At 66.4% G+C, this 24,238-nt stretch carries 25 protein-coding genes; 9 read left to right on the forward strand and 16 right to left on the reverse strand.

Going from position 1 to position 24,238, the window contains the following annotated elements; all coding sequences use genetic code 11:
* The first annotated feature begins 74 nt into the window (after nucleotides 1-74).
* Nucleotides 75-1,352 (forward strand): cytochrome P450, encoded by a 1,278-nt coding sequence (locus AC5Y2S_RS00605; protein ID WP_499953160.1) that lies wholly within the window; start codon nucleotides 75-77, stop codon nucleotides 1,350-1,352.
* On the opposite strand, the gene AC5Y2S_RS00610 is transcribed toward AC5Y2S_RS00605, so the two are convergent.
* From AC5Y2S_RS00610 to AC5Y2S_RS00630, 5 genes are all read right to left on the reverse strand, one after another.
* Nucleotides 1,349-3,094: a PE domain-containing protein gene (locus AC5Y2S_RS00610; RefSeq protein WP_499953162.1), complete on the reverse strand. Its 1,746-nt coding sequence runs from the start codon at nucleotides 3,092-3,094 to the stop codon at nucleotides 1,349-1,351. The genes AC5Y2S_RS00605 and AC5Y2S_RS00610 overlap by 4 nt on opposite strands.
* Nucleotides 3,095-3,263: 169 nt before the next feature.
* Nucleotides 3,264-3,551 carry a cytochrome C oxidase subunit IV family protein gene (locus AC5Y2S_RS00615; RefSeq protein ID WP_499954290.1) on the reverse strand — a complete coding sequence of 96 codons (288 nt, stop codon included), beginning with the start codon at nucleotides 3,549-3,551 and terminating at the stop codon, nucleotides 3,264-3,266.
* Nucleotides 3,551-4,060: a cytochrome c oxidase subunit 3 family protein gene (locus AC5Y2S_RS00620; RefSeq protein ID WP_499954292.1), complete on the reverse strand. Its 510-nt coding sequence runs from the start codon at nucleotides 4,058-4,060 to the stop codon at nucleotides 3,551-3,553. The genes AC5Y2S_RS00615 and AC5Y2S_RS00620 overlap by 1 nt, the downstream gene beginning before the upstream one ends.
* A gap of 53 nt (nucleotides 4,061-4,113) precedes the next feature.
* Nucleotides 4,114-4,929, reverse strand: a complete 816-nt coding sequence (locus AC5Y2S_RS00625) for a hypothetical protein (protein WP_499953163.1) — start codon at nucleotides 4,927-4,929, stop codon at nucleotides 4,114-4,116.
* On the reverse strand, nucleotides 4,926-5,708 hold the full coding sequence (locus AC5Y2S_RS00630; protein ID WP_499953165.1) for a hypothetical protein: 783 nt from the start codon (nucleotides 5,706-5,708) through the stop codon (nucleotides 4,926-4,928). Before AC5Y2S_RS00630 ends, AC5Y2S_RS00625 begins: the two co-directional genes overlap by 4 nt.
* 107 nt (nucleotides 5,709-5,815) lie before the next feature.
* Here AC5Y2S_RS00630 and AC5Y2S_RS00635 point away from each other — a divergent pair, with 107 nt between their 5' ends.
* Nucleotides 5,816-6,397 carry a TetR/AcrR family transcriptional regulator gene (locus AC5Y2S_RS00635; protein ID WP_499953166.1) on the forward strand — a complete coding sequence of 194 codons (582 nt, stop codon included), beginning with the start codon at nucleotides 5,816-5,818 and terminating at the stop codon, nucleotides 6,395-6,397.
* 53 nt (nucleotides 6,398-6,450) lie between these two features.
* Entirely contained in the window at nucleotides 6,451-6,726 is a 276-nt protein-coding gene (locus AC5Y2S_RS00640; protein ID WP_499953168.1) for an Mtp family mycobacterial-type pilin, read from the forward strand.
* A 16-nt stretch (nucleotides 6,727-6,742) separates the two neighbouring features.
* Here AC5Y2S_RS00640 and AC5Y2S_RS00645 read toward each other — a convergent pair whose 3' ends face one another.
* Nucleotides 6,743-7,135 carry a hypothetical protein gene (locus AC5Y2S_RS00645; RefSeq protein WP_499882937.1) on the reverse strand — a complete coding sequence of 131 codons (393 nt, stop codon included), beginning with the start codon at nucleotides 7,133-7,135 and terminating at the stop codon, nucleotides 6,743-6,745.
* Between the two features lie 217 nt (nucleotides 7,136-7,352).
* On the opposite strand from AC5Y2S_RS00645, the gene AC5Y2S_RS00650 reads away from it, so the two are divergent.
* From AC5Y2S_RS00650 to AC5Y2S_RS00660, 3 genes are all read left to right on the forward strand, one after another.
* The gene (locus tag AC5Y2S_RS00650; RefSeq protein ID WP_499953169.1) at nucleotides 7,353-8,051 is read left to right on the forward strand and encodes an Rv1363c family protein; all 699 of its coding nucleotides are present in this window, start codon (nucleotides 7,353-7,355) and stop codon (nucleotides 8,049-8,051) included.
* Complete coding sequence (locus AC5Y2S_RS00655; RefSeq protein WP_499953170.1) at nucleotides 8,048-8,623, forward strand: twin-arginine translocation pathway signal; 576 nt, start codon at nucleotides 8,048-8,050, stop codon at nucleotides 8,621-8,623. The genes AC5Y2S_RS00650 and AC5Y2S_RS00655 overlap by 4 nt, the downstream gene beginning before the upstream one ends.
* A 117-nt stretch (nucleotides 8,624-8,740) precedes the next feature.
* Nucleotides 8,741-9,247 (forward strand): Rv2253/PknI dimerization domain-containing protein, encoded by a 507-nt coding sequence (locus AC5Y2S_RS00660; RefSeq protein WP_499903554.1) that lies wholly within the window; start codon nucleotides 8,741-8,743, stop codon nucleotides 9,245-9,247.
* Nucleotides 9,248-9,280: 33 nt separating this feature from the next.
* Here the strand turns inward: AC5Y2S_RS00660 and AC5Y2S_RS00665 are convergent, their stop codons facing one another.
* From AC5Y2S_RS00665 to AC5Y2S_RS00710, 10 genes are all read right to left on the reverse strand, one after another.
* A complete protein-coding gene (locus tag AC5Y2S_RS00665; RefSeq protein WP_499953171.1) occupies nucleotides 9,281-10,963 on the reverse strand; it encodes an MCE family protein in 1,683 nt (560 codons plus the stop codon).
* Nucleotides 10,964-12,397: an MCE family protein gene (locus tag AC5Y2S_RS00670; RefSeq protein ID WP_499953173.1), complete on the reverse strand. Its 1,434-nt coding sequence runs from the start codon at nucleotides 12,395-12,397 to the stop codon at nucleotides 10,964-10,966.
* Nucleotides 12,394-13,845, reverse strand: coding sequence for an MCE family protein (locus AC5Y2S_RS00675; RefSeq protein WP_499953174.1), 1,452 nt, complete (start codon nucleotides 13,843-13,845; stop codon nucleotides 12,394-12,396). Before AC5Y2S_RS00675 ends, AC5Y2S_RS00670 begins: the two co-directional genes overlap by 4 nt.
* The gene (locus AC5Y2S_RS00680; protein WP_499953175.1) at nucleotides 13,842-14,924 is read right to left on the reverse strand and encodes an MCE family protein; all 1,083 of its coding nucleotides are present in this window, start codon (nucleotides 14,922-14,924) and stop codon (nucleotides 13,842-13,844) included. The genes AC5Y2S_RS00675 and AC5Y2S_RS00680 overlap by 4 nt, the downstream gene beginning before the upstream one ends.
* Nucleotides 14,917-15,957, reverse strand: coding sequence for an MCE family protein (locus tag AC5Y2S_RS00685; protein WP_499953177.1), 1,041 nt, complete (start codon nucleotides 15,955-15,957; stop codon nucleotides 14,917-14,919). The genes AC5Y2S_RS00680 and AC5Y2S_RS00685 overlap by 8 nt, the downstream gene beginning before the upstream one ends.
* The gene (locus AC5Y2S_RS00690; RefSeq protein ID WP_499953178.1) at nucleotides 15,954-17,231 is read right to left on the reverse strand and encodes an MCE family protein; all 1,278 of its coding nucleotides are present in this window, start codon (nucleotides 17,229-17,231) and stop codon (nucleotides 15,954-15,956) included. Before AC5Y2S_RS00690 ends, AC5Y2S_RS00685 begins: the two co-directional genes overlap by 4 nt.
* Before the next feature lie 19 nt (nucleotides 17,232-17,250).
* Complete coding sequence (locus tag AC5Y2S_RS00695; RefSeq protein WP_067011277.1) at nucleotides 17,251-18,096, reverse strand: MlaE family ABC transporter permease; 846 nt, start codon at nucleotides 18,094-18,096, stop codon at nucleotides 17,251-17,253.
* Nucleotides 18,097-18,118: 22 nt separating this feature from the next.
* A complete protein-coding gene (locus tag AC5Y2S_RS00700) occupies nucleotides 18,119-18,937 on the reverse strand; it encodes an MlaE family ABC transporter permease (RefSeq protein WP_067011023.1) in 819 nt (272 codons plus the stop codon).
* A gap of 361 nt (nucleotides 18,938-19,298) precedes the next feature.
* Nucleotides 19,299-20,504, reverse strand: a complete 1,206-nt coding sequence (locus AC5Y2S_RS00705) for a CaiB/BaiF CoA transferase family protein (RefSeq protein ID WP_499953179.1) — start codon at nucleotides 20,502-20,504, stop codon at nucleotides 19,299-19,301.
* Nucleotides 20,501-22,018 carry an aldehyde dehydrogenase family protein gene (locus tag AC5Y2S_RS00710; RefSeq protein WP_499953181.1) on the reverse strand — a complete coding sequence of 506 codons (1,518 nt, stop codon included), beginning with the start codon at nucleotides 22,016-22,018 and terminating at the stop codon, nucleotides 20,501-20,503. The genes AC5Y2S_RS00705 and AC5Y2S_RS00710 overlap by 4 nt, the downstream gene beginning before the upstream one ends.
* Before the next feature lie 281 nt (nucleotides 22,019-22,299).
* Between AC5Y2S_RS00710 and AC5Y2S_RS00715 the strand changes: the two genes are divergently transcribed.
* From AC5Y2S_RS00715 to AC5Y2S_RS00725, 3 genes are read left to right on the forward strand one after another with little or no spacing between them, the layout of a single operon-like run.
* Complete coding sequence (locus AC5Y2S_RS00715) at nucleotides 22,300-23,001, forward strand: SDR family NAD(P)-dependent oxidoreductase (protein WP_499953182.1); 702 nt, start codon at nucleotides 22,300-22,302, stop codon at nucleotides 22,999-23,001.
* A gap of 24 nt (nucleotides 23,002-23,025) precedes the next feature.
* Nucleotides 23,026-23,901 carry a mycofactocin-coupled SDR family oxidoreductase gene (locus tag AC5Y2S_RS00720; RefSeq protein ID WP_499953183.1) on the forward strand — a complete coding sequence of 292 codons (876 nt, stop codon included), beginning with the start codon at nucleotides 23,026-23,028 and terminating at the stop codon, nucleotides 23,899-23,901.
* 16 nt (nucleotides 23,902-23,917) lie between these two features.
* On the forward strand, nucleotides 23,918-24,118 hold the full coding sequence (locus tag AC5Y2S_RS00725; RefSeq protein ID WP_499903565.1) for a ferredoxin: 201 nt from the start codon (nucleotides 23,918-23,920) through the stop codon (nucleotides 24,116-24,118).
* Nucleotides 24,119-24,238: the final 120 nt, after the last annotated feature.

A 24,238-nucleotide genomic window follows, 5' to 3' on the forward strand; every position in this document is an offset into this window, starting at 1 on the left:
CTTTCGGAATTGGGCGGCGATGCCGCTTGCCGCCGAACCTCACCGGTAGATCCAGCCCAGGGAGACGCAGTCCTATGAGCAGCTTCGACACGATCGACTTCTTCACCGATCAATCGCTGGTGCCCGATCCGCACCCCTACTTCGACTACCTGCGCAGCCAGAACCCGGTGCTACGGCTGCCGCACCACGGGGTCGTCGCCGTCACCGGCTATGAGGAGGCCACCGAGGTCTACAAGGACCCCGACACGTTCTCGAACATCGTCGCGCTCGGCGGGCCGTTCCCGCCGCTGCCGTTCCAGCCGGAGGGCGACGACATCAGCCCGCAGATCGACGAGCACCGCAGTTACTTCCCGATGTTCGAGCACATGGTGACGATGGATCCACCGGAACACACCCGCGCGCGCTCGGTGCTGAGCAAGTTGCTCACGCCCAGCAGGCTGAAGCAGAACGAGGAGTTCATGTGGCGCCTCGCCGACCGTCAGCTCGACGAGTTCCTGACCAACGGCGAGTGCGAATTCATCAGCGAGTACTCAAAGCCCTTCGCCACCTTGGTGATCGCCGACCTGCTCGGCGTTCCCGAGGAGGACCACAAGGAGTTCCGCGTCATCCTGGGTGCCGACCGCCCTGATGCGCGGGTGGGCGCCCTGGACCACGAGTCGGTCGGCATCAACCCGCTGCAGTGGCTCGACGAGAAGTTCTGCGCCTACATCGAGGACCGGCGCCGCGAGCCGCGCAACGACGTCCTGACCTCGCTCGCGACGGCGAAGTACCCCGACGGGTCAACCCCCGAGGTCATCGAGGTAGTGCGTTCCGCCACCTTCCTTTTCGCCGCCGGCCAGGAAACCACGGCCAAGCTGCTCAGCGCCGCGCTGCAGGTGATCGGCGAGCGGCCCGACATTCAGCAGGAGTTGCGCGACGACCGCAGCCTCATCCCCGGGTTCATCGAGGAATCGCTGCGGATGGACAGCCCCGTCAAGAGCGACTCGCGGCTGGCGCGCCGGGCTACCACGGTCGGCGGCGTGGACATCCCCGCCGGCACCGTCGTGATGGTGTTGCCGGGCGCCGCCAACCGCGACCCGCGGCGGTTCGACAAGCCGCACGAGTTCGATCTGCGCCGCAAGAATGTTCGCGAGCACATGGCGTTCGCGCGCGGCGTGCACTCGTGTCCGGGCGGCCCGCTCGCCCGGGTGGAGGGCCGGGTCTCCATCGAGCGCATCCTGGACCGGATGAGCGACATCAAGATCAGCGAGGCCAAGCACGGCCCCGCCGGCGATCGTCGCTACACCTACGAGCCGACGTATATCCTGCGGGGGCTCAGCGAACTCCACCTCACCTTCACGCCGAACGGCTAAGGCCCGCCGTCGATCTGCTCGAAGATTCCCGAGAACTCGAACGGGGTCTGCGCGATTCCGCTGCCGTCGACGGCATCGACGGCGCCCAACGTGCCCGTGATGTCGCGCGGCAGTTCCCACATGGACAGCTCGCCGATGTTGTTCTGCTGCGCAAAGGCAGTCAGCTGCTGGGCGTCGGCGAGGCCGAAGATTTCGCTGGGGTCGTCGTTGATTCCGATCAGCGGCGTCACCCCGAGCATGTGCCATGCCTGCTGGCTGGTCATCGACGGGTACAGCGTCATCAACTGGCCATGGGTGGCCGTCGCGGCGTCGATCGCGTACGCGCCCATGCCGGGGTTTCCGGGCTGGTCGAACCCGTTGCCGTAGTCCATGGCCATGATGTTCACCCGGGAGACGTCCACGCCATTGGTCGCGGCGATCTGCAGGACGCTCAGCCCGCCGCCCTGCCCCGCGACCAGGCCCGTGGGCAGCACCGGAAGGGTGTACGAGACCGTCACCGGCGTGCCGTTGGCCGCCTCTTGCTGCTGCAGGATGGCGATGGCCTTCGACTGCGTGTTCATTGCTTGAGTGTTGCCCTGCAACGCACCTTCGACGTCGAAGTCGAGGTTGTAGATCTTGTAGGTGTTCACGATCGTCGCGTACTGCTGCGCCAGTGCGGTGGGGGTCTGACCGTTGACGGCAGAGAGGTCGGTGCCGAACGCGCCGCCGAAGGAGATGGTCCCGTTGATGCCTGCGGCTTTCATGTTGGCGATCTGGTTGTCGATGAAAGCGCTCTGGGAGCCGCCCGTCACGTCGTACGCCGAATAGCCGCCCCAGGACGCGTTACCGCTCGGGTCGGCGTTTATGAAGGCGAGCGTGGCGTTCTTGACTCCGTTGTGGGCGGCCGTCGCAAAGTCGTATCCGTTGGGCCCGGGCCACAGCGTGATGTCGACATAGGGCGAGTAGACGCCCGAACCCGTGCCGCCGGTGCCGCCGCCGAGGCTGGTGCCGTCGTGGCCCTTGCTCCCGTTGGCGCCCGGGCTGCCGAACGTCGCCGAACCGCCGGCCCCGCCCGCGCCGCCGGCGCCCCCGACGGCCCCGCTGCCGCCGTCACCCCCGTTACCGCCCATGCCGCCATTGCCGTACAGCAGCCCGCCGCTACCGCCGGCGCCGCCCGTGCCGCCGTTGCCTCCGTTGATGCCCGGGGAACCCCCGGCCCCGACCGTGCCGGCCCCGCCGGCGCCGCCCCGGCCGCCGTTGCCGAACAGGCCCGCGTCGCCGCCTCGGCCGCCCGGCTTGCCGGGAAGGCCGGAGCCGCCGTTGCCACCGTTGCCGGCGAGGAGCCCACCGGGGCCGCCGTTCTGCCCGGTCCCGGGTGCGCCGTCGGCGCCGTCGCCGATCAGCGGGCGACCCAGCATCGCGTTGGTGGGCGCGTTGATCAGACCCAGCACGTCCGTCTCGAACGCCTGCAAGGGCGAGGCGTTGGCCGCCTCGGCGGCGGCATAGGCATTGCCCGCGCCGTTCAGCGCCTGCACGAACCGCTGATTGAAGGCCGCCGCCCGGGCGTTCAGCGACTGATACGCCCGGGCGTAGCCGGAGAACAGCGACGCGATCGCGGCCGACACCTCGTCGCCGGCGGCGGGCAGCAACGCGGTGGTTCCGGCGGCCGCGATCGTATGGGCCGCGGTAAGTGTCGAACCGATGCCGGCCAGCTGCGTGGCCGCCGAGGCCACCGTCGCCGGTGCGGCAATGAGAAACGTCATGGCGCCACCCGCTTGTCGGCGTGTTACGAGATCTGGCCGATGCTATTGAGCTTGATTAAAGCGCCAAAGGCGCCGCCAGATAACCGTTATTCAACCGTTATGCAAGACGTATATCTGGATGACACTACGCGCGTTCACGTCCAGCGTGTTGACATTGGCGTCCGAATAACTAGGCGAACGTCCGGCCGATGAAATAGCAGCCGAGCAGCGCGACGCCCATGAGCACGACCCAGGCATCGGTCAGCCGGCACAGTGGGGCGGGGGCCTGACGCACCTCCATGAACTCCCGAAAGATGATGCGCACCTTCACGAGTGCGATCACGATCACGCTCGACGTGACCACCGCGCTGGCTCTCAGCGATCCGTCCAGCGAATGATCTATCCATAGGTAGGCGAGGGTCAGCGAGGCCAGCACGAGCCAGACGACCAACAGCCTCTTGTTGAATTTGATGTCGATCACCTCACCACGTAAAGCAACGCGAAGATGAGCACCCAGAGGAAGTCGACCGTGTGCCAGTACGTGGCGCAGGTTTCGACGAGCTGCTGGGATCGACGCAATTGGTAGACGACGACGCCGAGCACGACGAAGCCAATCAACAGGTGTACGAAGTGGATTCCGGTGAGGAAGAAGTAGTAGGTGAAGAAGTCGTTGCTGTCGAACCCATTTCCCATGCGGACCAACCGGGCCCACTCAAATACCTTGAAAAACAGGAACACTGCGGCCAATGCGACCGTGATGATCACATCCCGCAGGGCCGCTCGGTAGGCGCCGGCGCGGGACGATTGAACGCAGCGCGCCACCGACCACGAGCTGAGCAGCAAGACCAGGGTGTTGAACACCCCGATGCGCAGGTCCAGCTGCGCCTGGGCGTGCAGAAAGAGCTCGGGGCTTCGGGCGCGATAAAACAGGTAGAAGCCGAAATACCCTGTGAAGACCAGGGTCTCGAACAACACAAAGGCCCACATGTCGGGCTGGCCGGGCACGAACCTGGAGCTGCCGGTCCTGTCGGCCACGTCGGTCACGAGACAACCGCCTTCGGCCGCGCACGGTCGGGCAGCGGCCCGTCGCCGAAGTCCTCGCGCTGGATCATCCGGAACAGCATGACGATGAAAGTGACTTGGTAGACGCCGAACACGACCATGTCCAGCCACCACGCGATCTGGCCGTTCCACGCCAGCACGCCGCGGCGAAAGATCCAGCACGGCGCCACGACGACCTCGGTTAGCGCGTTGCACAGGTTCAGATAGCCGAACCACTTTGGGAACACCCGATTCTTGTCGAGCAGAATCGCGAGCATCCAGATCAGCGAGCCGATCAGGAAGACTCCCATGGTCCCGTCGAAAGACAGGAAGGCGAAGTCGTAGAGCCAGCCGATCGCTTCGGGGTCACGCTCCGGCCGCAGCGTCCCGACGACCAACGCGATGTTGAGCAGCAGCATCCCGGGAACCGCACTGAACGTGTAGATGAGCAGGTACGAGTACGCGAACGCGCGGCTGACCGACATCCGTCGCATCGAGTAGGCGATCAGGGCGTCGTTGGTCGCGATAATGCCGCTGATGGCGAAGATGACGCCGAATCCAACGGGTATCCCGAGGTGGCGTTCACCGAACCAGTGCACCTGCGTGGCGAGATCCCATGTTGGCTGCGGCGGCGGCTGGACCTGCGCCACGATGAAGAACACCGGGAAGAAGAAGTTGTAGAAAACGAGCAGCGCCCCCCATGCCAGCCACAGCTCGCGTTTGGGGCCGCGCCAGAGGTGCCAGGCGATCCGGCGGTGCAGCGGCCCCGGGGGCGGCGTGGCTTCAGAAACCGCCTGTGCCGCTACGGCATTCACGCGCTGACCAGTTCGTCGCCCTGCCGACTCTCGCCGCGCTCCCGGTAGATGGCTTGCCCTAGAACCACGCCCATCACGATGATCCAGACGGCGATGGCAACGTTTTTCACCCAGAACGTCAGGAAGCCGTCCCACGCCAGCGGTCCGGTTAATGACACGCCGACGAAGGCGGCGGGCACCAGGGCGGCAGCGACCAGAAGGTTGAAGTGAGCCACCCAGCGGCCGAATATCGGCTGCGGCTGATCGTCGAAATAGATTGCCACGGCCAGGATCACGCTTTGCCCGATCAGGAACGGGACCACGATGGTAAAAGTGATCCAGCCGAAATCGTTGAGCAGCTGGGTCAGCTCCGGGCTTCTCTCGGGACGGAAGGCGGCCAGCAGCCAGCAGACGTTGGCGACGAGAAACAGCGTCGGACCGCCGGCGATGCAACCCAACATCGCGTACGAGAAGATCGGCGTCCGGTGCGCCATCCTGCGGATCTGCAGCACGATCAGGGCCAGGACCGGGACGAGGCAGACGCCGAACCAGTTGAAGACGATCATGCTGTAGCGGATCTGCGGCAGGTGCGCCGGATCGCGATAGAACGCGGCCACCTGCTCGGCCGACATGCGGGGCGACATCGGCGGATTGAAGCCGGGAAACAGGAAAAAGCAGGCGATCCAGATGATCACCGTCGCGGGCAACGTCCACAGCAGGATCAGCTCACCGTCGGTGCGCCGCAATGCGGTTCGCGAGGATCGACGGACTTGTGCGTCGTTCTCGCCGATGTCGGACATCGCCTGGCTCCTTCGCTGCGACGGCGCGGACACATACACCTCGGCTAGTCAGCGAAACTAGCCGATCGGCTATCCTCGGTCAATAGCCGATCGGCTACGCTTTCGGTGTGGTTGCCCCGCAGACCCGGAGCCGGTTCCGCTTCATCACGCGCAGCGCCGCGCAGACCCGCATCCTCGATGCCGCGCTGCAGTTGATCGCGGAGCACGGTGTCGGCGGAACCTCGCTGCAGATGATCGCCGACGCCATCGGGGTCACGAAAGCCGCCGTCTACCACCAGTTCAAGACCAAGGAGCAGATCGTCATCGCGTTGACCGAGCGCGAACTCGGCGGCCTCGAGGAGGCCTTGGAGGCGGCCGAGGCAAACGACCATCGGAGCAGGGCAAGGCAGGTGCTGCTGGACCGGGTCATCGACGTCGCCGTCGAACGTCGCGGCGCCGCGAGCACCCTGCAATTCGACCCGGTAATCGTGCGGTTGCTGGGCGAGCACGAACCCTTCCAGCAATTCATCGAGCGGCTCTACGGCGTGCTGCTCGACGACGCGGCCGAGGACGCGCGGGTGTCGGCGGCCGTGCTGTCGGGCGCGATCGCGGTCGGGGTGGTGTCGCCTCTGGTGGCCGACATCGACGACGACACCCTGCGTTCCCAGTTGGGGCGCATCACCCGCCGGCTGATCGACGCGACCGGCTGATCGCCACACAATTTTTTGGTCCGGTTGGGCGGTCGCTCGGGTACGGTTCTTCCATGAGCAAAGTCGCGCGTCTCGCCGCCGCGGCGATCATGGTCACCGCCGGCTTGGGCACCGCCACGGTCGCTCACGCCGACAATCCGCCGTGGCCGTTCGTGGGCTATCACTGGTGCCCGGGACAGATGTTCGATCCCTCATGGGGACCGCAATGGGAACCGACCACCTGCCACGACGCGCACCACCGGGACATGGACGGCACGGTCCACAACTTCGACTACTGGGGCCCCAGCCCCTTCCAGGACTGGCCGGAGATCCCGAACACCCGGCCGTGACTCGCGCCGGGTCGACTTAGGTGTCGCCGCGCTCCCAAACCTGTGTTCCGTCATGGGCGTTGCAAACCAGGAACAGGCCGTCCGGCGCCTGCGCGACGTAGTACTCCGGGAAATCGACGCAGGACGATCCCTCGTCCTTCACGCCGGCCATCGGGGGCGACCGGAACCAGCGGGGCTCATAGCGCCTCGGCGAGCCGCAGAACATCAGGCGCCCCGGCTGCGTCGCGAACGACACGTAGTAATCGGCGGTGCCGAACACGTAGTACGTGGTGTTGTCGCACGGCGCGCCCAGCACCCGGTGCGGCATGATGCCGGGCGTGCAATCCGGGTAATCGCAATTAACCGGCGCGGCGGCGGCTTGCGGCGCCGCCAAGCCACCGAGGCCGAGCAACACGGCGAGCGTTGCCATTATGAATCGCACGGGATTACTTTAAATTACTTCGCCCACCGCTGGGAATAGAATTCTCTCGCTTGGAGAAGATGGCGCGCCTAATGCCGCTGTCTCCGTCGCCCGCCCGCCTACCTGGCAGTGATAATGTGGCTCTCCTGTAGGCGCGGACGAGGAGGTGATCGGTGTGCCTCGGCGCAAGCTTCCCGCTGGGGCGACCGTCGCCGAAAATCGACGAATGGGTGCCCTATCCGCGTCACCGTCAATTTTGGCCGCGGAGATTGCTGACGCCACAGACGTGGCGGAGGCGGAGGCCCGCGCCGCGGCCGCCCGCGCCCGCGCGCTGCGGTTGCGTGAGCAGGCCGAGGCGGCGCCGAGCGAACAGAACACCGGGGCCGCGAGCGCCGAAGCGACCAGGTCACCGTCGCGGTGGCGCCGGCTGCGTCCCCGTCGCCCCAGCCGCAAGGCCATGGCCGCGGTCGCGGCGGTTGTGGTCAGCTGCGCCTCGCTGGCGGGTAGTGGGTACCTCGTTTGGCATCACCGCGGCGTTGTGCGGGAAAGGAATCGCAGCTCGGAATTCGCCGCGGCCGCCCGCGACGCCATCGTGACGATGATGACGATCGATCCGGCCAGGGCGCGAGAAGATCTGCAGCGTTTCGTCGACGACACCACCGGGACATTCAAACTCAGCATCCTGATGGGCGGTGAGGACGCCGTAAAGGCGGTCGAGCAGTCCAAGGTCGTTTCCAAGGGCACGGTGCAAGCCGCAGCCGTGGAGTCCATGAGCCAGGATTCGGCGATCGTCCTGATCGCGGCGAAATCCGAGATCACCAAACCCGGTGCGGCCAAGCCGGAAACGCGCCCGATGCGGATCGTCGTCACCGTCGAACGCGATGCCGGGCAGCTGAAGATCTCTCGACTCGAGTTCGTGCCGTGACGGTCGACAGCGCGGCGCATCAAGAGGCGACCGAGGAACCGGCGCGCGCCCGCCGCACCGCCGCGATCGGGCGCTGGACGCGACGCTGCCTGGCGCGGTGGCGTTCAATTCTGTTGACGCTCCTGCTGATTGCCGCCCTCGGCAACGCGGCCCGGATATTCTACTTCGACTACCGTCCGGATCTGCAGACCGACCGAGCGGCGGCGCATCAGGTGATCAGGGCGGCCAGCGACGGCGCGGTGGCGTTGCTGTCCTACTCGCCCGAGACTCTTGATCGCGATTTCGCTAACGCCAAATCCCGGCTCACCGAGGATTATCTGGCCTACTACCAACGGTTCGCCGACCAGGTCGTGGGGCCGTCGGCGCAGCGCGGCCAAGTCACGACGACCGCCAGCGTGGTCAAGGCCGCCGTATCGGAATTGAATCCGAATTCGGCTGTGGTGCTGGTCTTCATAAAGCAGAAGACCACGAGCAAGGCGAAACCGGAACCGGTGGTGACGTCGAGCAGCCTGAAGGTGGCGATGGAAAAAGTCAAAGGTTCGTGGCTCATCGACAAATTCGATGTCCTGTGAGCGCTCCGGGCTTCGAAGTAAACCATTCCGCGACATGCGGGGGCGGTGTTAGTCTGTGAATTCGATTCGCTTGGAAATGGCGGTCTTTAGCGCGTCAAGGAGCACATGATGCGTCCGATGAATATGGCGGTTAGCGCAACAGTGGTGGCCGTCGGTGTCGTCGGCGGAGTCGGCGCGGCCCCGTCGGCGTGGGCCTATGACCCGGCCATCAACGGGACGTACACCGCCACCGTAGTCGGCGACTGGGCCCGCACCAACGAGGTGCTCCACCAGGAGCCGGTGGTGCGCAGCACGTGGACCATCACGACGTCGTGCTCCACCGCCTACCGGTGCGACGGCACGGTCGTGAGCGACCAGGGCTGGACCGCGCCGATATTCATGAACGAAGGGAAAACCTGGTTCGTCAAACGCGACATTCCCAATTGGACAACGTGTCCCGACGGCACCTCATACGTCGGCCACGACGTCATCCATTTCTATCCCGCCAACCCGGAGACCGGCGAGAACGTGCTTGGGTCGCCGGTCCTTGCGGGACGGGAACAGACGTCCGGCCCCAGCGGCGCCTGCGGCACCAACAAGCCGCTGTACATCGACCAGCCGTTCAGGCTGGACAAAATAAGCTGACCCAGTTCACCTGACAATGGCCCTGCGCGGCCATCAGGTGGCGAACATGTCCTTCCACGTTTTCGGCGCCTTCGGCGTCGTGGGCGCGGCAAGGTCCGACTGGCGGTAGACCTGGCCATCCGGGGTCACATAGGTGCCGTTGTGCGGGTTGTACTGGGCGATCGCCACCGACGGGCCTGCCTGAGTCTCGTTGTGCCCGAACGCACTCGGCGCCGCCGACGGCCCCGCCGGCGGCCCGGCCGGCGGCGGGCTCGCCGCTGCGGGCGCCGGCGCCCCCGCGGGGGCGGCGGGGACATCGATCGGCGCTATGGGTGACACATCGCCCATTTGCGCTAACGGGCTGAGCGGCGCCGCGGGCGGCGGCAACGCCGAACCGGGCGGCGTTCCCCGCGGAACCGCGCCCGGCGGCAGCGGCGTTCCCTCCACCGGGCCGAAGATTCGGTCGCGGTACCAGTTCATGCGGTCGTCGGGCGGGATGCCCTGCGCGATGAGATTCGGGTCAAGCGGGTACGTGCCGAAGACATGCTGCCTCATCGCCAGCGGCTGGAAAGGCTTGTCGCTCTCACAGATTTCGACGGTCGGCGCACGTTTCCCGGGCTGTCCCATGCAGGGATAGTTTCGAGCGCCGCGCACCGCGATGGGTGAATCCTGGGGCAGTTTGCAGTACAGCCCGTCCGGCGTGTCGATGGTGCGGGTGTCGGCCGCGGAACGCCACTGGCTCGGCGGCAGGAAGCCGACCGTGCACGCGGGCGGGTCACTGATGATGAGATTGAATGCGCCCGTGGCCAATCCGGTCGGCGACTTCGTCCCGACGAACGACTGGATCGCCGCGGTGAACGGCGGCAACAAAACCAAGAGCTGCTCGATTGAGGCGTGATAGGTCACGCCGATCTGGCCGATCGTGGTGAGGTTCGCAAGCAGCACCGGCAGCGTCGGTTTGATTTGGTCGAGCAGCCGGGACGCCTCATTGAGGGCCCCGGGCCCCTGCTGCAGCAGGGTGCGGAACTCCGGGTCGTTTTTCGCCAGCTGACCGCTGAATCCGGCGAGGCTGCGCGCCCACGTCCGGATCGAATCCGCGGTCTGCGCCTGCGCGTCCAGGAAGGGCCCGGTGTCCTCGGTCAGGTTCCTGGTTTGGTCGGCGACGCCGTTGAGGTCACCCGAGAGCCGCGACGAACTGTCGAACAACGATCCGAAATCGTAACCGGCGCCGTTGAATGCCTTGAATGACTCGTCGAGCAATTGACCGAGCTTGCCCTTGGGGATGCTGTTGATCAACTTGCTGGATTGGTCCAGCACGGGGCCGATCGGCTGCGGGATCGTCGTGTCGTTCATCGCGATGACCGAGCCGTCGTGGAGGTAGGGCGGTGAGTCGTTTCGCGGCCGCAGATCGACGTAATACTCGCCCACCGCGGAGATGCTCAGCACCTCCGCCTTCAGGTCGGCCGGTATCTTCGGCGAAGTATCAAGGGACAGCGTGGCTTTCGCGCCGTCGGGGGTCAGCCCCACCGCGGTCACCTTGCCGATCTGCACCCCTCGGTAGGTCACGTTGCTGAAGCGGTAGAGGCCGCCGGTGGCCGGCAGTTTCAGCGTGACCGTCATCTTGCCGATGCCGAGCAGGGTTGGCGCCTGGATGTACCACAACGCCATGATGACCACACCGGCGATCCCGACGATCGTGAAGATCGCCAACTGGATTCGGACAAACCGGGTCAGCATCTACGAGCCCCCGTCCGTCGGCTGGCTTGTGGTCGGCGTCGCGCCGGGCACCGGGGCACCCTGGTCGGCCGGCGCCGAAGCCCCCGCCGGCGGCGGTCCGGGCAACGTCGCTGCCGGCGACTTCTGCGCATCGGGGCCAAGCCACGTCAGGCCCGCGATCAACGGCGACACCGGCGGCGGCGGCGGGGCGGGTGGCGGCGCGTCCGCCGACTGTTGGTTCACCGGCCCCGGCGCCGCGGACGGCGGCGGTCCCGGCAGCGGCCGGCCCCAGGGCGGCGGTGGCCCGAACGGTGCCGGTTCGCCAGTCGGACCGGGCTTGGTGAGCGCCCCGGGCGCGCCGGGCGGTGCGCCGTAACGGAATTGGAGGTATTCCGGATCCGCGGGCCCGGGCACGGCTTCGGCGCCGATCCGTTCCCAGTGGGTGCCGCGCAGGATGCCCTTGCGGAGCCCGGCGTTGGTCAGATCGATGATGAAATACCCATTGAGATAGTCGCCGCGGATGTACCGGTCGATGATGCCCTGCGTCCACGGGAACGTCGGCGCGTACGCGATCGCCGCGTCCAGATCCGGACCGATGTCGGCGAGCGCACCGAGCGCCGGCGCGAGATTCGTCAGGTTCTTCACCAAGTCATCGCCCGCGTCGTTGACGAGTCTGGTCGCGGTGTTGCTGAACGTCCCGAGCTTGTTCAGCGCGGTCGTGATGCGCGGGCGCTCCTTGATCAGCACGTCCAGTGCGGGCGGAATCTTGTTCAGCGCCTGGGTGATCACGTCGCGTTGGGCGGCGAACGTGCCCGAAAGGCGGTTGAGGGCGCGGATCGACGCGACGAGGTTGTCGCGCTGCTGGTCGAGGGTGCCCACGAACCGGTCGAGGCGCTCCAGCAGATCGCGAACGGCGCCTTCGTTTCCCGACAGGGCGGCGTTGAAGTTGTGGATGATGTCGCCGAATTGGCCCAGCCCGCCGGCGTTGAGGACCACCGACAGCGACGACAGCGTCTGTTCGGTCGACGGATAGGTAGTCGACCGGTTCAGCGGGATCGTGGCGCCCGGTTGCAGGCGGCCGGTCGCGGGCTGGCCCAGCGGCGGATTCAGCGCCAGATGCATGGATCCCAGCAGGCTGGTCTGGCCGACGCTGGCCACCGCGTTGGCTGGGATCACGGTGCCCGGCTGTACCGAGATTTCGACGTCGGCGTGCCAACCCCGCACCGTCATCTTGCTGATGCTGCCGACGATGACGTCGTCGATCATCACCGGCGAATTCGGTTCCATCGTAACGACGTTGGCGAGTTCCACGTGGTAGGTGGTGGCGCCCGGACCTCGTCCCACCGCACCCGGCAGGGGCAGCGAGTTCAGTCCGTTGAACGCGCATCCGCTCACGGCGAGCATGACGCAGCAGGCCAGGCCGAGCGCGCGCCTTATCGCAAACCGGGCGGTCATGGTTGCGCTCCTTCACCCGGCATCAGCATGTCCTGAAGGTTCGCCGGAGCGGCCGGCGGGGGTGAGGCCGGCGGCGGTGGCGGGGAGACGGGCGGCGGTTCACCCGGCGCGGGCTCCGGCATCGCGGCTCCGGGGATCCGCCCCATCGGCACCGACCCCGGCGGCCCAACGGGGTCGCCCGGCAGCCCGGTGTACGCGGAAACGGCCGGCGGCAGCAACGGCGGGCCGGGCCTGGGGCCCTCCCCGCCGGGCTTCAGCCGGTCCTCGCTGTAGATAACGTTTTCCGGCGCAAACGAGGGAGCCAGGATCGGGTTGACAGGAATCGGCAGGTAGTTGAAGTTGACGAGAAAGTTCGGGTTGAACACCTTCAGCGCCGGGCTCAGATACAGACCGCACAGCTTGCCCGTCTCGACGGCGGTGACGTTCTCGATTGCCCCGATGCCCGCGCACCAGGCATACGTCGGGTTGGAGAAGTTCTGCAGGCCGACCCCGCCGCGGATGTTGCCGGAGTCCGGGTCGTAGGCGTTGTAGGCGTTTGCGAGCGCGGTCGGCGAGATGTGCAGCACGTTTTTCAGCGACATCTGGTGGTCGACGAGGATCTGCGTCAGGTCGGCCAACCGCGAAATCTGCTCGGAGGTCGCGTCACGACTGCCGGCGATGAACCGCTGCACCTCGCCGACCGCGTTCGCCAGGTCTGTCAGCGCCGCATCCAAGTCGGACTTGTTGTCGTCGAGCACGCTGGTCAACGTGGCCAGCCGGTTGTCGAACTGCACGATCTGGACGTTGCTGTCACGCAGCGCCCCGACGAACGCCTGCAGGTTTTTGATGATGTCGACGAGGTTGCCGCTGCCTTCGGCGAAGACCCTGGCTACCCCGGACAGTTGAGCCAGCGTCTGGCGCAGCTTCTCGCCGTTGCCGCCGCCGAGCGCGTCGGCGGCGCTGTCGATGAACCGCGCCACCGACGGGGTGGACACCTTGCTGTTGGGGCCCAATTCCGTTGCCAGACGCATCAATTGCTCTTTGACCTGGTCCCATTCGACAGGAACCGCCGTCCGTTCGATCGGTATCACCCCGCCGTCGTGCATGGTGGGACCACTCGACCGGTAGGCCGGCGTGAGCTGCACATAGCGCGCCGCCACCAGGTTTTGGGCGACGATCACCGCTTTGGCGTCCGCCGGGATGGGCACGTTGCGGTCGACGTGCATCACCAGCTTCGCCCGGGTCCCCTGCGGCTGAATGGACGAGATGGTGCCGACCTTCATGCCGGACACCCGCACGTCGTCGCCCGGATAGATCGCGGTGGCGGTGGGGAAGTAGGCGGTGATCGTCGTCGGGCGAAAGAAGGTGTTACGGATGGCGATTGCCGCGCCGACAACGACGAGCGCCGCCAGCGCGATCGCGAGTCCCACCTTGAGCTTGTTGCGCGGAATCGCCCTGAGCCCCGTCATGGCCGCCCCCCCGGGTCCTCGTTGAACGGGAACGGGAAGAACGCGCGCGGCCCGGCGGTGTCCGGCGGCTGACCGGGCGCGCCGTAGGCGCGGAACCCGAAGGCGTAGTCGAACAACCACTGGAAGAACTCCAGCTGGAAGAGGTTGGGGATGAACGGGTTGTAGTAGTAGCCGCTCGAGACGGTCTCCCCCTGCGTCAGCTCGTACTTCGCCAGACCGGGCAGCGCTTGGGCGAGATTGTCGCGGTTCTTTTCCAGCATCGCCGTCACCGAGTTGAGCTTCTCCAGCGTCGGCGCCAGCTTCGCTTCGTTGTCATGCACCACGCCGGACAGCTGCCTGGCCACCGCGGACGTACTGGCGAGCAGCCGCACGATCGCCTGTCGCCGCGCCACCAGCGTCGACAGCAGGTCATTGGCGTTGAGGATCAGCGTGTTGAGCTGCTGGCTGCGTTGCCCGAGGACGCCTGTGACGTCGGCGGCGCCCTTGAGCAGCTGCCCGAGCGTCTGGTTGCGGGCGTTCAGGGTCTGCGAAAGCCGGCTGACCCCGTCGAACGCCGGACCCAGTTGCGGCGCAACCTGATTCAGGGTCGCCGACAACGTGTCCAGGGACTGGTTGAGCGACTCGGTGTTGGTGCCCTGGAGGTCGGTGGTCAGGTCGCTGACTGCCTCGGACAGCGAGTACGGCGAGGAGGTGCGCGAGACCGGGATAACGGCCATCGGATGCAGGTTGCCGGTGCCCGCCGAGTCGACCGTGAGAACCCGTTGCCCCAACAGCGAACCGGTCTTGATATGCGCGGTGCTGGCCGAGCCGAGCAGGATGTTTCCCTTGGCGGTGAACGTCACCAGCACGTCGCCGTGCTGCAGCGTCATGCCCGTCACGCTGCCGACCTTGATTCCCGAGATCGTCACGTCGTTGCCCAGCGCGAGGCCGCCGGCATCGGCGAACAGCGCCTGGTAACGGACCGTGGTGGCCCGCTGTACCAGCTGATCGGGGTTCAGCCCGACGGCGATGATCAGCGCGATGAGGACGGCGCCGATGAATCCGGCCTTGATGAGGCCCGCTCCGCGGTACTTATTCATCGGGGTCCTTCGGCTCCGCGCACCGCCCGGTGGTCTGGTGCTTGACGCCCACTTCCACCGTCCGGTACTGCAAGTCGGACACCCGCAGCGCGAGGCCGCACAGGTAGTAGGGGAACCAGGCACCGTACGAACCGAGCCTGAGCAGTTTGCGGTAGTTGTGCGGCAGCTTGTGCAGCGAGGTGTCGATGAGGTTCTTGTCCTTGTCGAGCAGGGGGGCCAGCCGATTCGCTTGGTCCACCGTCGCGGCCAACGGCGGGCGGGCGCGGGTGAGCAGATCCGCGATCGATGCGGTCCCGTTGTCCAGGGCGGTTATCGCGGTGCCGATGGTGTCACGGTCCTGGTCGAATCCGCTGACCAATTTCTCCAGGCGGTCGATGGCGCTGGAGAACTTGGTGCCGTCCTTGTCGACGGTGGCCACCACGGCGTTGAGGTTGTCGATCAGCTCCTGCACCGTCTGGTTGTTGTCGGCCAACGTGTTGGAAAACGACGATGTCTTCGACAGCAGCGACTGCAGGGTTCCGCCCTCACCCTGGAAGACCTGGATGAGCGCCGCGCTCAGGGCGTTGACGTCTTGCGGATTGAGGCCCTGGGTAACGGGTTTCAGCCCGCCCAGCAGCAGGTCGATGTCGAGGGCCGGCGCGGTCCGATCGAGTGGGATCTCCGCCCCGGCCGGCAGCACCTTGGTGGATCCCGGGCCGTCGGTCAGCTCGAGGTAGCGATCACCGACCAGGTTCAGGTAGCGAACCACGGCGCGGGTGCCGGTGGTCAGCACCACGCTGCGGTCGGCGTCGAACTTCACCAGGACCTTCTTGTCGGCGCGCAGGTTGACGCTGTTGACCGTTCCCACCCGAATGCCGGCGACCCGCACGGTTTCTCCGGGCTTCAGCCGCGACACATCGGTGAAGAGCGCCGAATACCCGTTCGTGGACCCGGTGGTGTACTGCCCGAAGATGAAGAACAAGAACACGGTCAGCACGACCATCACGGTGGCGAACGCCCCGAACTTGAGGATCATCCCGCGCGAGCCGGTCATCCGGGCATCCCGATCTGCATGGTGTTGCGGGGTGGTCCGTCGAGCGGCCCGTACAGCAGCTGCTTGAGCGCATCGGAGTTGAGCAGCAGTTGCTGATTGCCGTACTGCGTGGGGTTGGAGCCGTTGTCGGTCACCAGGAACGGCGGCGCCACGTCGAAGGGCACCACCGGCAGGTTCTGACATTGGGGTCCACCGGTGGCGGCGACCTTGGGCAGGTTGCTCGGGTAGCGGTAACGCTCGGCGCCGAGGCCGATGACGACGGTGACCTTGACCATCGGCTCGGGCAGGTCGGGCGCGTGCAGGTTCCCCAGCGACCCGGCGATGCCGCAGTACAGCGCCTGGTGGTACTGGTTGAGCAGATCGGTGGTCGGCGCCAGCAGGTGCAGGTCGTCGGTCAGCGCTTGGCGGTTGCCGCCCACCACGTCATTGCCCATGTCCGCCAAGCCAATCGAGCTGATCAGGAAGGCGTCCAGATTCTGTTGCTCGTCGACGATCGTCTTGCTGATCCGGACGGCGTTGTCGGCCGTGGCGAGCAGGTGCGGGGCCGCGTCACCGTAGGCTTCGCTCACGGCGGGCAGGGCCGCGAGGTCGTGGCTCAGCGCGGGCAGGCTCGGCTCCTGGGTGGCCAGGAAGGAATCCAGGTCGCGCAGCATCTGGCCGATCTTGTGGCCGCGGCCGTTGACCGCGGACGCCAGGGCGCCGAGGGTTTCGTTGAGTTTGGCGGGATCGATCGTCGACAGCAACGAGGTGAGTTGCTGGAACACCGTGTTGATTTCGACGGTGACGTGTTTGCCCTCGAGCACCTGACCCGCGCGCAGCGACTGCGGCGACGGCTCGGCGGGCGGCACCAGCTCGATGAACTTCGCGCCGAACACCGTCGTCGACGCGATGTCGACCAGCACGTTGGCCGGGATGAGGTGCATCTGCGACGGCTGCATCGCGAGGTGCAGGACGGCTTCTCCGTTGGGCCGCACGTCGATTGAGTCGACCTTGCCCACCTCGACGCCGCGCATCTTCACCTTGGCGTCCGGGTTCATCACCAGGCCGGCGCGCGGCGAGACGACGGTGACGGGCACGCTCGTGGTGAAGTCACCCCGGAAGAGGCCCACCGCGGCGGCGAAGACCAGGCCAATGAGGACGATGGTCGCCAGCCCCGCCAGGGGGCGCGCGTACGACTGCGCGCCGAAGTGGCGCCCGGGCGATGCCGCGACGGGCCGTGCGGCACTGGTGGTTTCGGACCGGTGAATGGGGCCCGGCCCGAGGTCACGCGTCACTGTCCTGTCACCACCTTCCCTAGCCCGACAGGTTGAAGTTGCCGTTGGTGCCGTAGATGGACAGCGAGACGAGCAGCGTCACCGACACGACCACGATCAACGACGTGCGCACCGCGTTACCGGTCGCGACGCCGACTCCGGCCGGTCCGCCCGAGGCAAAGTAGCCGAAATAGGTGTGGATCAACAAGATTGTGATCGCCATCAGGACGGCCTGAAGAAACGACCACAACAAGTCGATCGGATTGAGGAACGTCGAGAAGTAGTGCTGATACAGCCCGCCCGACTGGCCGAAGAGAACCACGGTGGTGAATTGGCTGGCGAAGAACGACAGGATCACGGCGATGGAGTACAGCGGCGTGATCGCCATCATTCCGGCCGCGATCCTGGTGCTGACCAGATACGAAACCGGCCTAATCGCCATGGATTCCAGCGCATCGATCTCTTCGTTGATCCGCATGGCACCGAGTTGCGCGGTCACGCCGGCGCCGAAGGTGGCCGCCAGACCGATCCCGGCGACGATCGGCGCCGCGATGCGAACGTTGATGAAGGCCGCCAAGAATCCGGTCAGCGCCTCGATGCCGATGTTGCCCAGTGAGCTATAGCCTTGGACGGCCAGCGTGCCGCCCGCGGCCAGCGTCAGGAAGCCGACGATCACCAGCGTGCCGCCGATCATGGCCAACGTTCCCGCACCCATGCTGATTTCGGCAATCAGGCGGATGACTTCCCGCCGGTAGTGGCGGACCGCGAAGGGGACGCCGGCAAGCGCCTTTCCGTAGAACAGCGTGTGATCGCCGATCCGGCTCAGGGTGCCGACCGGCTTTTCGAGCTGCCGCGTCAGGCGCGGGTAGGTGGCTCTCAGCGTCATCACGGTTCGCCCCTACACCTCCTCAGTGGCCCTTGGCCGACATGCGGATACCGATGGCGGTGACAACCACATTCACGACGAACAGCGACATGAACGCGTACACCACGGTCTCGTTGACGGCGTTGCCGACCGCTTTGGCGCCCCCACCGGAGACGGTCAGTCCCCGGTAGCACGCGACCAATCCCGCGATCAGGCCGAAAAGCGCTGCCTTGACACAGGAAATGACCACCTCGGGCACGCCGGTCAGCAGGGTGATGCCGGCGGCGAACGCCCCGGGATTGACGTCTTGGACGAACACCGAGAACACGTAGCCGCCCACGATGCCGATGATGACCACCAGGCTGTTCAGTAGCAGCGCCACCAGACCCGCGGCCAGCATGCGGGGCGTCACCAGGCGCTGAACCGGGTTGATGCCCAGCACCTCCATCGCGTCGATCTCTTCGCGGATCGTTCTGGATCCCAGGTCCGCGCACATCGCGGTGGAACCGGCGCCCGCCACGATCAACACCGTGACCAGCGGGCCGACCTGGGTCACCGCACCAAAGGCCGCACCGGCCCCGGAGAGGTCCGCGGCGCCCAGTTCGCGCAGCAGGATGTTCAGCGTGAAGCTGACCAGGACGGTGAACGGAATGGCCACCAGCAGTGTGGGAGCGAGCGCTACGCGCGCGACGAACCACGACTGCTCCAAGAACTCGCGCCACTGGAAGGGCCGGCGGAACACGAACTTGATCGCGTCGGCGGACATCGCGAACAAGCCGCCGACGGCCTCCATCGGCTTGGAGCCCCGGCCGAGGGAAATGCCGCCGGTCCATCGCTCCGGGCCCGCTCGCTTAATCGCCATCGGCGTCAATTCCTTCCAACATTTTCGAGACCGATGGTCTTGTTCCGCTGAAGGGGACGCGGTAGATTTGACTGGACCGACGGCCACAAACGCGAGCTACGACAGTCGAAATGTGTAGCGGACAGCCGTATTCCGGCATTCGCTCCGGTGCGACAGCCACTACCACCCTCACGCCACTCCTCCGTTCTGTCGCGTGAGTTGGCGCTCCAAAACGAGCGGCCCGTGTCTTGAAGCGTCCGGCGATTATGACTCATGCGGTGTCCAGTGGGAATGGAAAATCCAAAACCGTTATCGGACAGCTCATCGGATGAAAAGCGGCGTTCGCCTCAAACATTTCGCACAGCTCCGGTTCCTGTAGCACTCAAGTGACGGCGCCGGCCGTCTTGAGTTCGATGATGCGGTCCCAATCGAGTCCGATTTCCATCAGGATTTCTTCGGTCTGCTCGGCGAACCCGGGCGCCGGGCCGGTGCGCGGCGCCGTGACATCGAACTGGACCGGGTTGGCGACCAGGTCGAGTTCGCCTGCGCGAACCAGGTACTCGTTGCCCCGGATTTGGGCGTCGTCGACCGCCTGCAAGGTGTCCTGCACGGGCGCCCATGGACCGGCAAGCGTGGCAAAGCGTTCGCTCCACTCGGCAAGAGTGCGGGTTGCGATCACCTTGGTCAAGATCTCGACGGCATCCGGGGTGTTGGCGGCGATCTTCTCGACGGTGGCGAATCGGGGATCGTCGGCCAGCTCCGGCAGCTCGACGTGCCGGCAAACGTCGGCCCAGAACTTGGTGGGCTGCATCATCACGAAGGAGATGTAGCGGCCGTCGGAGGTGGTGTAGAGCCCCACCAACGGATTGTTCGGCGCGCCGTGCACACCGGGCGGCGGCGCTTCCATCCGCTGTCCGAGATGCTTGGTCAGCGCGACCGTGTGCCCCATCGCCCAGAAGCCACTGCCCAGCAGCGACACGTCGACGACCGACGGTTCGCCGGTGCGTTCGCGTTTGAGTAGCGCCGCCGCGATGCCGCCGGCGAGGTTGGTGCCGGAGATGGTGTCGCCGTAGGCCGGGCCGGGGGGCGCGATCATGCCGGGCATTCCCGCCGGGGTGATGGTCGCGGCGGTTCCGGCCCTGCACCAGAACGCGGTCATGTCGTAGCCGCCCTTTTCTGACTCGGGGCCGCGCGGACCGAGCGCGCTCCCGCGGGCGTAGACGATTTTCGGGTTGACCGTACGAATGTCCTCGACGTCGATGCCGAACTTCTTCCGGTGAGCGGGAAGAAAACTGGTCAAGAACACATCGGCCCGGCGGGCCAGCTCGTAAAGCACCTCTTTGCCCTCAGGCACCGACATGTCGAGCCCGATGCTGCGCTTGCCCCGGTTGGCGTGTTCGATGTTCGGGTTCGGTTCGCCCTCGACGCGCAACATGCCGGTCTGCCGGAGCCCGCGTTGCGGGTCGCCGGTCACGGCGTGCTCGACCTTGACCACGTCGGCGCCCCACTCGGCGAGCACGGCGCCCGCCGACGGGACGAACCCGTACATGGCGACCTCCAGGACGCGGATGCCCTCCAGCGGCCTCATGCGGGCGCCCCCACAACGGGAACCGCAAAAGTCTTGCCCTCCAAGAACTCCTCCATCCCGGCGACGCCCATCTCGCGGCCGACACCGGACTGCTTGAAGCCCCCGAACGGGCTGTCGGCGGCGAAGTAGTTGCCGCCGTTGATGGAGAACGATCCGGTGCGGATCCGGCGCGCCACCGCCAGCGCGCGGTCCTGGTCGCGGCTGAAGACCGCGCCGGCCAGTCCGTAGACCGAGTTGTTGGCGATGCGCACCGCATCGTCGTCGTCGTCGAATGCGATGACCACCAGCACCGGCCCGAAAACCTCGTCCTGGGCGATCTCGCTGTCGGGGTCGACGTTGGTGAGCAGCGTGGGCGCATAGAAGTAGCCGGGATCCAGCCGCTTGCCGCCGGTAACCAGGGTCGCGCCCGCGGCGACGGCCCGCTGGACCATGCCGTCGACCTTGTCGCGCTGGCGCTCGTTGATGAGCGGTCCCATGAGCGTCTTCGGGTCGGCGGGGTCGCCGTGGCGCACCTTGGCGAAGTTCTGGGCGATCAGCTCGACGATCTCGTCGTGGTGCGACTTGGGCACCAACAGCCGGGACGTGAGCGCGCAGCCCTGCCCGGCGTGGGTCACCATGCTGAACGCGGCGAACAAGCTCGCGTTCGCGAAGTCGGCGTCGTCGAGCATGATCACGGCCGACTTGCCGCCCAGCTCCAAAAAGACGCGTTTTACGGTCTCGCTCGCGGCGGCCATGATCTTGCGCCCGACCGGGGTGGATCCGGTGAAGGTGACGACGTCGACGTCGGGGCTGGTGGTCAGCGCGACCCCGACGGCCGCGTCCGACGAAGTAAGGACGTTCACCACGCCGGCCGGGATGTCGGTGTGGTTGGCGATCAACTCGCCGAGCGCCAGCGTGACGAGCGGGGTGTCCGGCGCCCCCTTTAGCACCACGGTGCATCCGGCGGCCAGCGCCGGGGCCAGCTTGGCGAGCGCGAGCTGGTTCGGATAGTTGTAGGCGATAATGGCCGCCACCACCCCCGCGGCTTCCTTCTCCACCCAGCGGTGATGAAGCATGCCCCGCGATTCGATCTCGCCGAGGTCTTCGGAGAACTGGTAGGTGCGCAGCAGGTCGGCGTAGAAGCGCACGATCTTGATCGGGTCGTCGAGCTGGGCGCCGTGGGTGAGCGCCCGGGTCGCGCCGACCTCGGCGATGGTCAGCTCGCGCAGCTCGTCGGCGTTCTCGACGAGCGCCGCATGCAACTGGTCGAGGCAGCGGATCCGCAGCTCGACGTCGGTCGACCAGCTGGTCGTGTCGAACGCGTGCCGGGCCGCCGCGATCGCCGCGTCGGCCTGCTCGACGTCGGCATCCGGCGCGTGCCCGATGACGGCACCGGTGGCGGGGTTGATCGAGGGGAAGGTCTTGTCGGCGGTGACGAGCCGGCCGTCAATCAGCAGTCGGCGATCGACCTGTGACTCGGGCGCGGCATCCGCGATCGTCTTCGCGGTGGTCTCTGCCGTGTCCTGCACTGGCATCCCCTACTCCCTCATGTGGTGGCGGTCACGAAAATTTCATTCTCTTCCCCGGCGAATCTTACATTCGGGTCTCGATAATTCAAGAAAGTCTCAGGAATGAGACCGGGCCGCCGACCAGCGGCGTTATTGCGCATGTGTCGCGATGGCGTGCCTCTCGGCGCAGGCCGTGTGCGGTTTCGCGATCATGTTGCATGCCGCTTCGCCGCGAGAGTAAGGTTCTCATAAATGTAAGGGAGATTCTTTGTGACTGAGACGCCCGCGTTTGGAGACGAGGTCTCGACGTGAAGACCGCGGTGGTCACCGGTGGCGGGTCCGGCATCGGTCAAGCGGTCGCGCAACGCCTGCGCGCCGACGGTCTCGATGTCGCCACGATCGACCTGCGGCCGTCGGAAGCCGATTTCGCCTTCACCGCCGACGTCACCGACCGGCCGCAGGTGGATGCCGCATTGGCGGATATCCGCGCCCAGCTGGGGCCGGTGACGGTCCTGGTCAACGCCGCTGGCCTGGACGGCTTCAAGCGCTTCGCCAACATCAGCTTCGAGGAGTGGCGGCGGGTGGTCGACGTCAACCTCAACGGCGTCTTCCATGTGACCCAGGCGGTGCTGCCCGACATGGTCGAGGCCGGGTGGGGACGGATCGTCAACATCTCCTCGTCGAGCACCCATTCCGGGGCGCCGTACATGAGCCACTACGTGGCGGCTAAGTCGGCGGTCAACGGCCTCACCAAGTCGCTGGCCCTCGAGTACGGGCCCAACGGCATCACCGTGAACGCCGTACCGCCGGGTTTCATCGACACCCCGATGCTGCGCGCCGCGGAACAAAAGGGACACCTCGGCGACATCGAGGCGACCATCGCCCGGACCCCGGTGCGCCGGATGGGCAGGCCGGAAGACATCGCCGCGGCGTGCGCCTTCCTGATCTCCGAGGAGGCCGGCTACATCACCGGCCAGATCTTGGGCGTCAACGGCGGCCGGAACACCTGAGCATCGACACAATAAGGAGAGAGTGTGGGAGACGGCGCACCAGGGCGCGTTGCGGGAAAGGTCGCCTTCGTCACCGGCGCGGCGCGCGGACAGGGCCGCAGCCACGCGGTGCGGCTGGCCGAGGAGGGCGCCGACATCATCGCCGTCGACCTGTGCCGTGACGTCGACACGATCGGTTACCCCATGGCGGCGCCCGAGGACCTCGAGGAGACCGCCCGGCTCATCGAGAAGACCGGCCAGGGTGCCCTGATCGCCCAGGCCGACGTGCGCGACGCCGGGCAACTGAGCACGGCCCTGGAACGCGGCGTCGCGGAGTTCGGCCGGCTCGACATCGTGGTGGCGCAGGCCGGCGTCGCCGGCATGAAGGGCCGGCCGCCCCTGCAGGCGTGGTGCGACGTCATCAACACCAACCTGATCGGCACCATCAACGCCATCCAGGTCGCGCTGCCGCACTTGGGCCAGGGCGCCTCGATCGTGGCCACCGGATCCACCGCCGCGCTGATGGACACGGCCAAGAAGGACAACCCCGGCACCGACCCGGGCGGCATGGCCTACATCCACTCCAAGCGGGCGCTGTCGCATTACGTCCACGACCTGGCAACCGAGCTGGCGCCGTTGGGGATTCGCGCCAACGTGATTCACCCGACCAACACCAACACCCCGATGCTGCAGAGCGAGCCGATGTACCGCTCGTTCCGGCCGGACCTCGAACACCCGACGCGCGCCGACGCCGAGCCGGTTTTCGGCGTGCAGCAGGCGATGAAGATTCCCTACGTCGAACCCGAGGACATCAGCAACGCCGTCTTATGGTTGGCGTCCGACGAGGCCCGCTACGTCACCGGCGTGCAGTTGCGCGTCGATGCCGGCGGCTACCTCAAGTGGTATGACTACGACAATTGAGCCGCAAGGAGACACCGTGAAGGTCTGGGTTGATCCGGAACGCTGCCAGGGCCATACCCTTTGCGCGATGATCGCGCCGGATTCGTTCCAGCTCAGCGACATCGACGGCAGTTCGTCGGCGATCGACGAGGTGGTGCCGGCCGACAAGGAGGACCAGGTCCGCGAAGCCGCCCACTCCTGCCCCGAGCAGGCCATCGTTCTCACGGATGAAACGTAAAGGGAGACAGTGTCTTGAGCGTCGACGACAGCGTTGATGACAAAGTCAGCGACAGCGACCGTAAGCGGAACCGGTACCACTTCGATCGGCACTCCGCGGATTACCGGGCGCGATTCAAGG

This window comes from Mycobacterium sp. NGS69 (assembly GCF_059812165.1).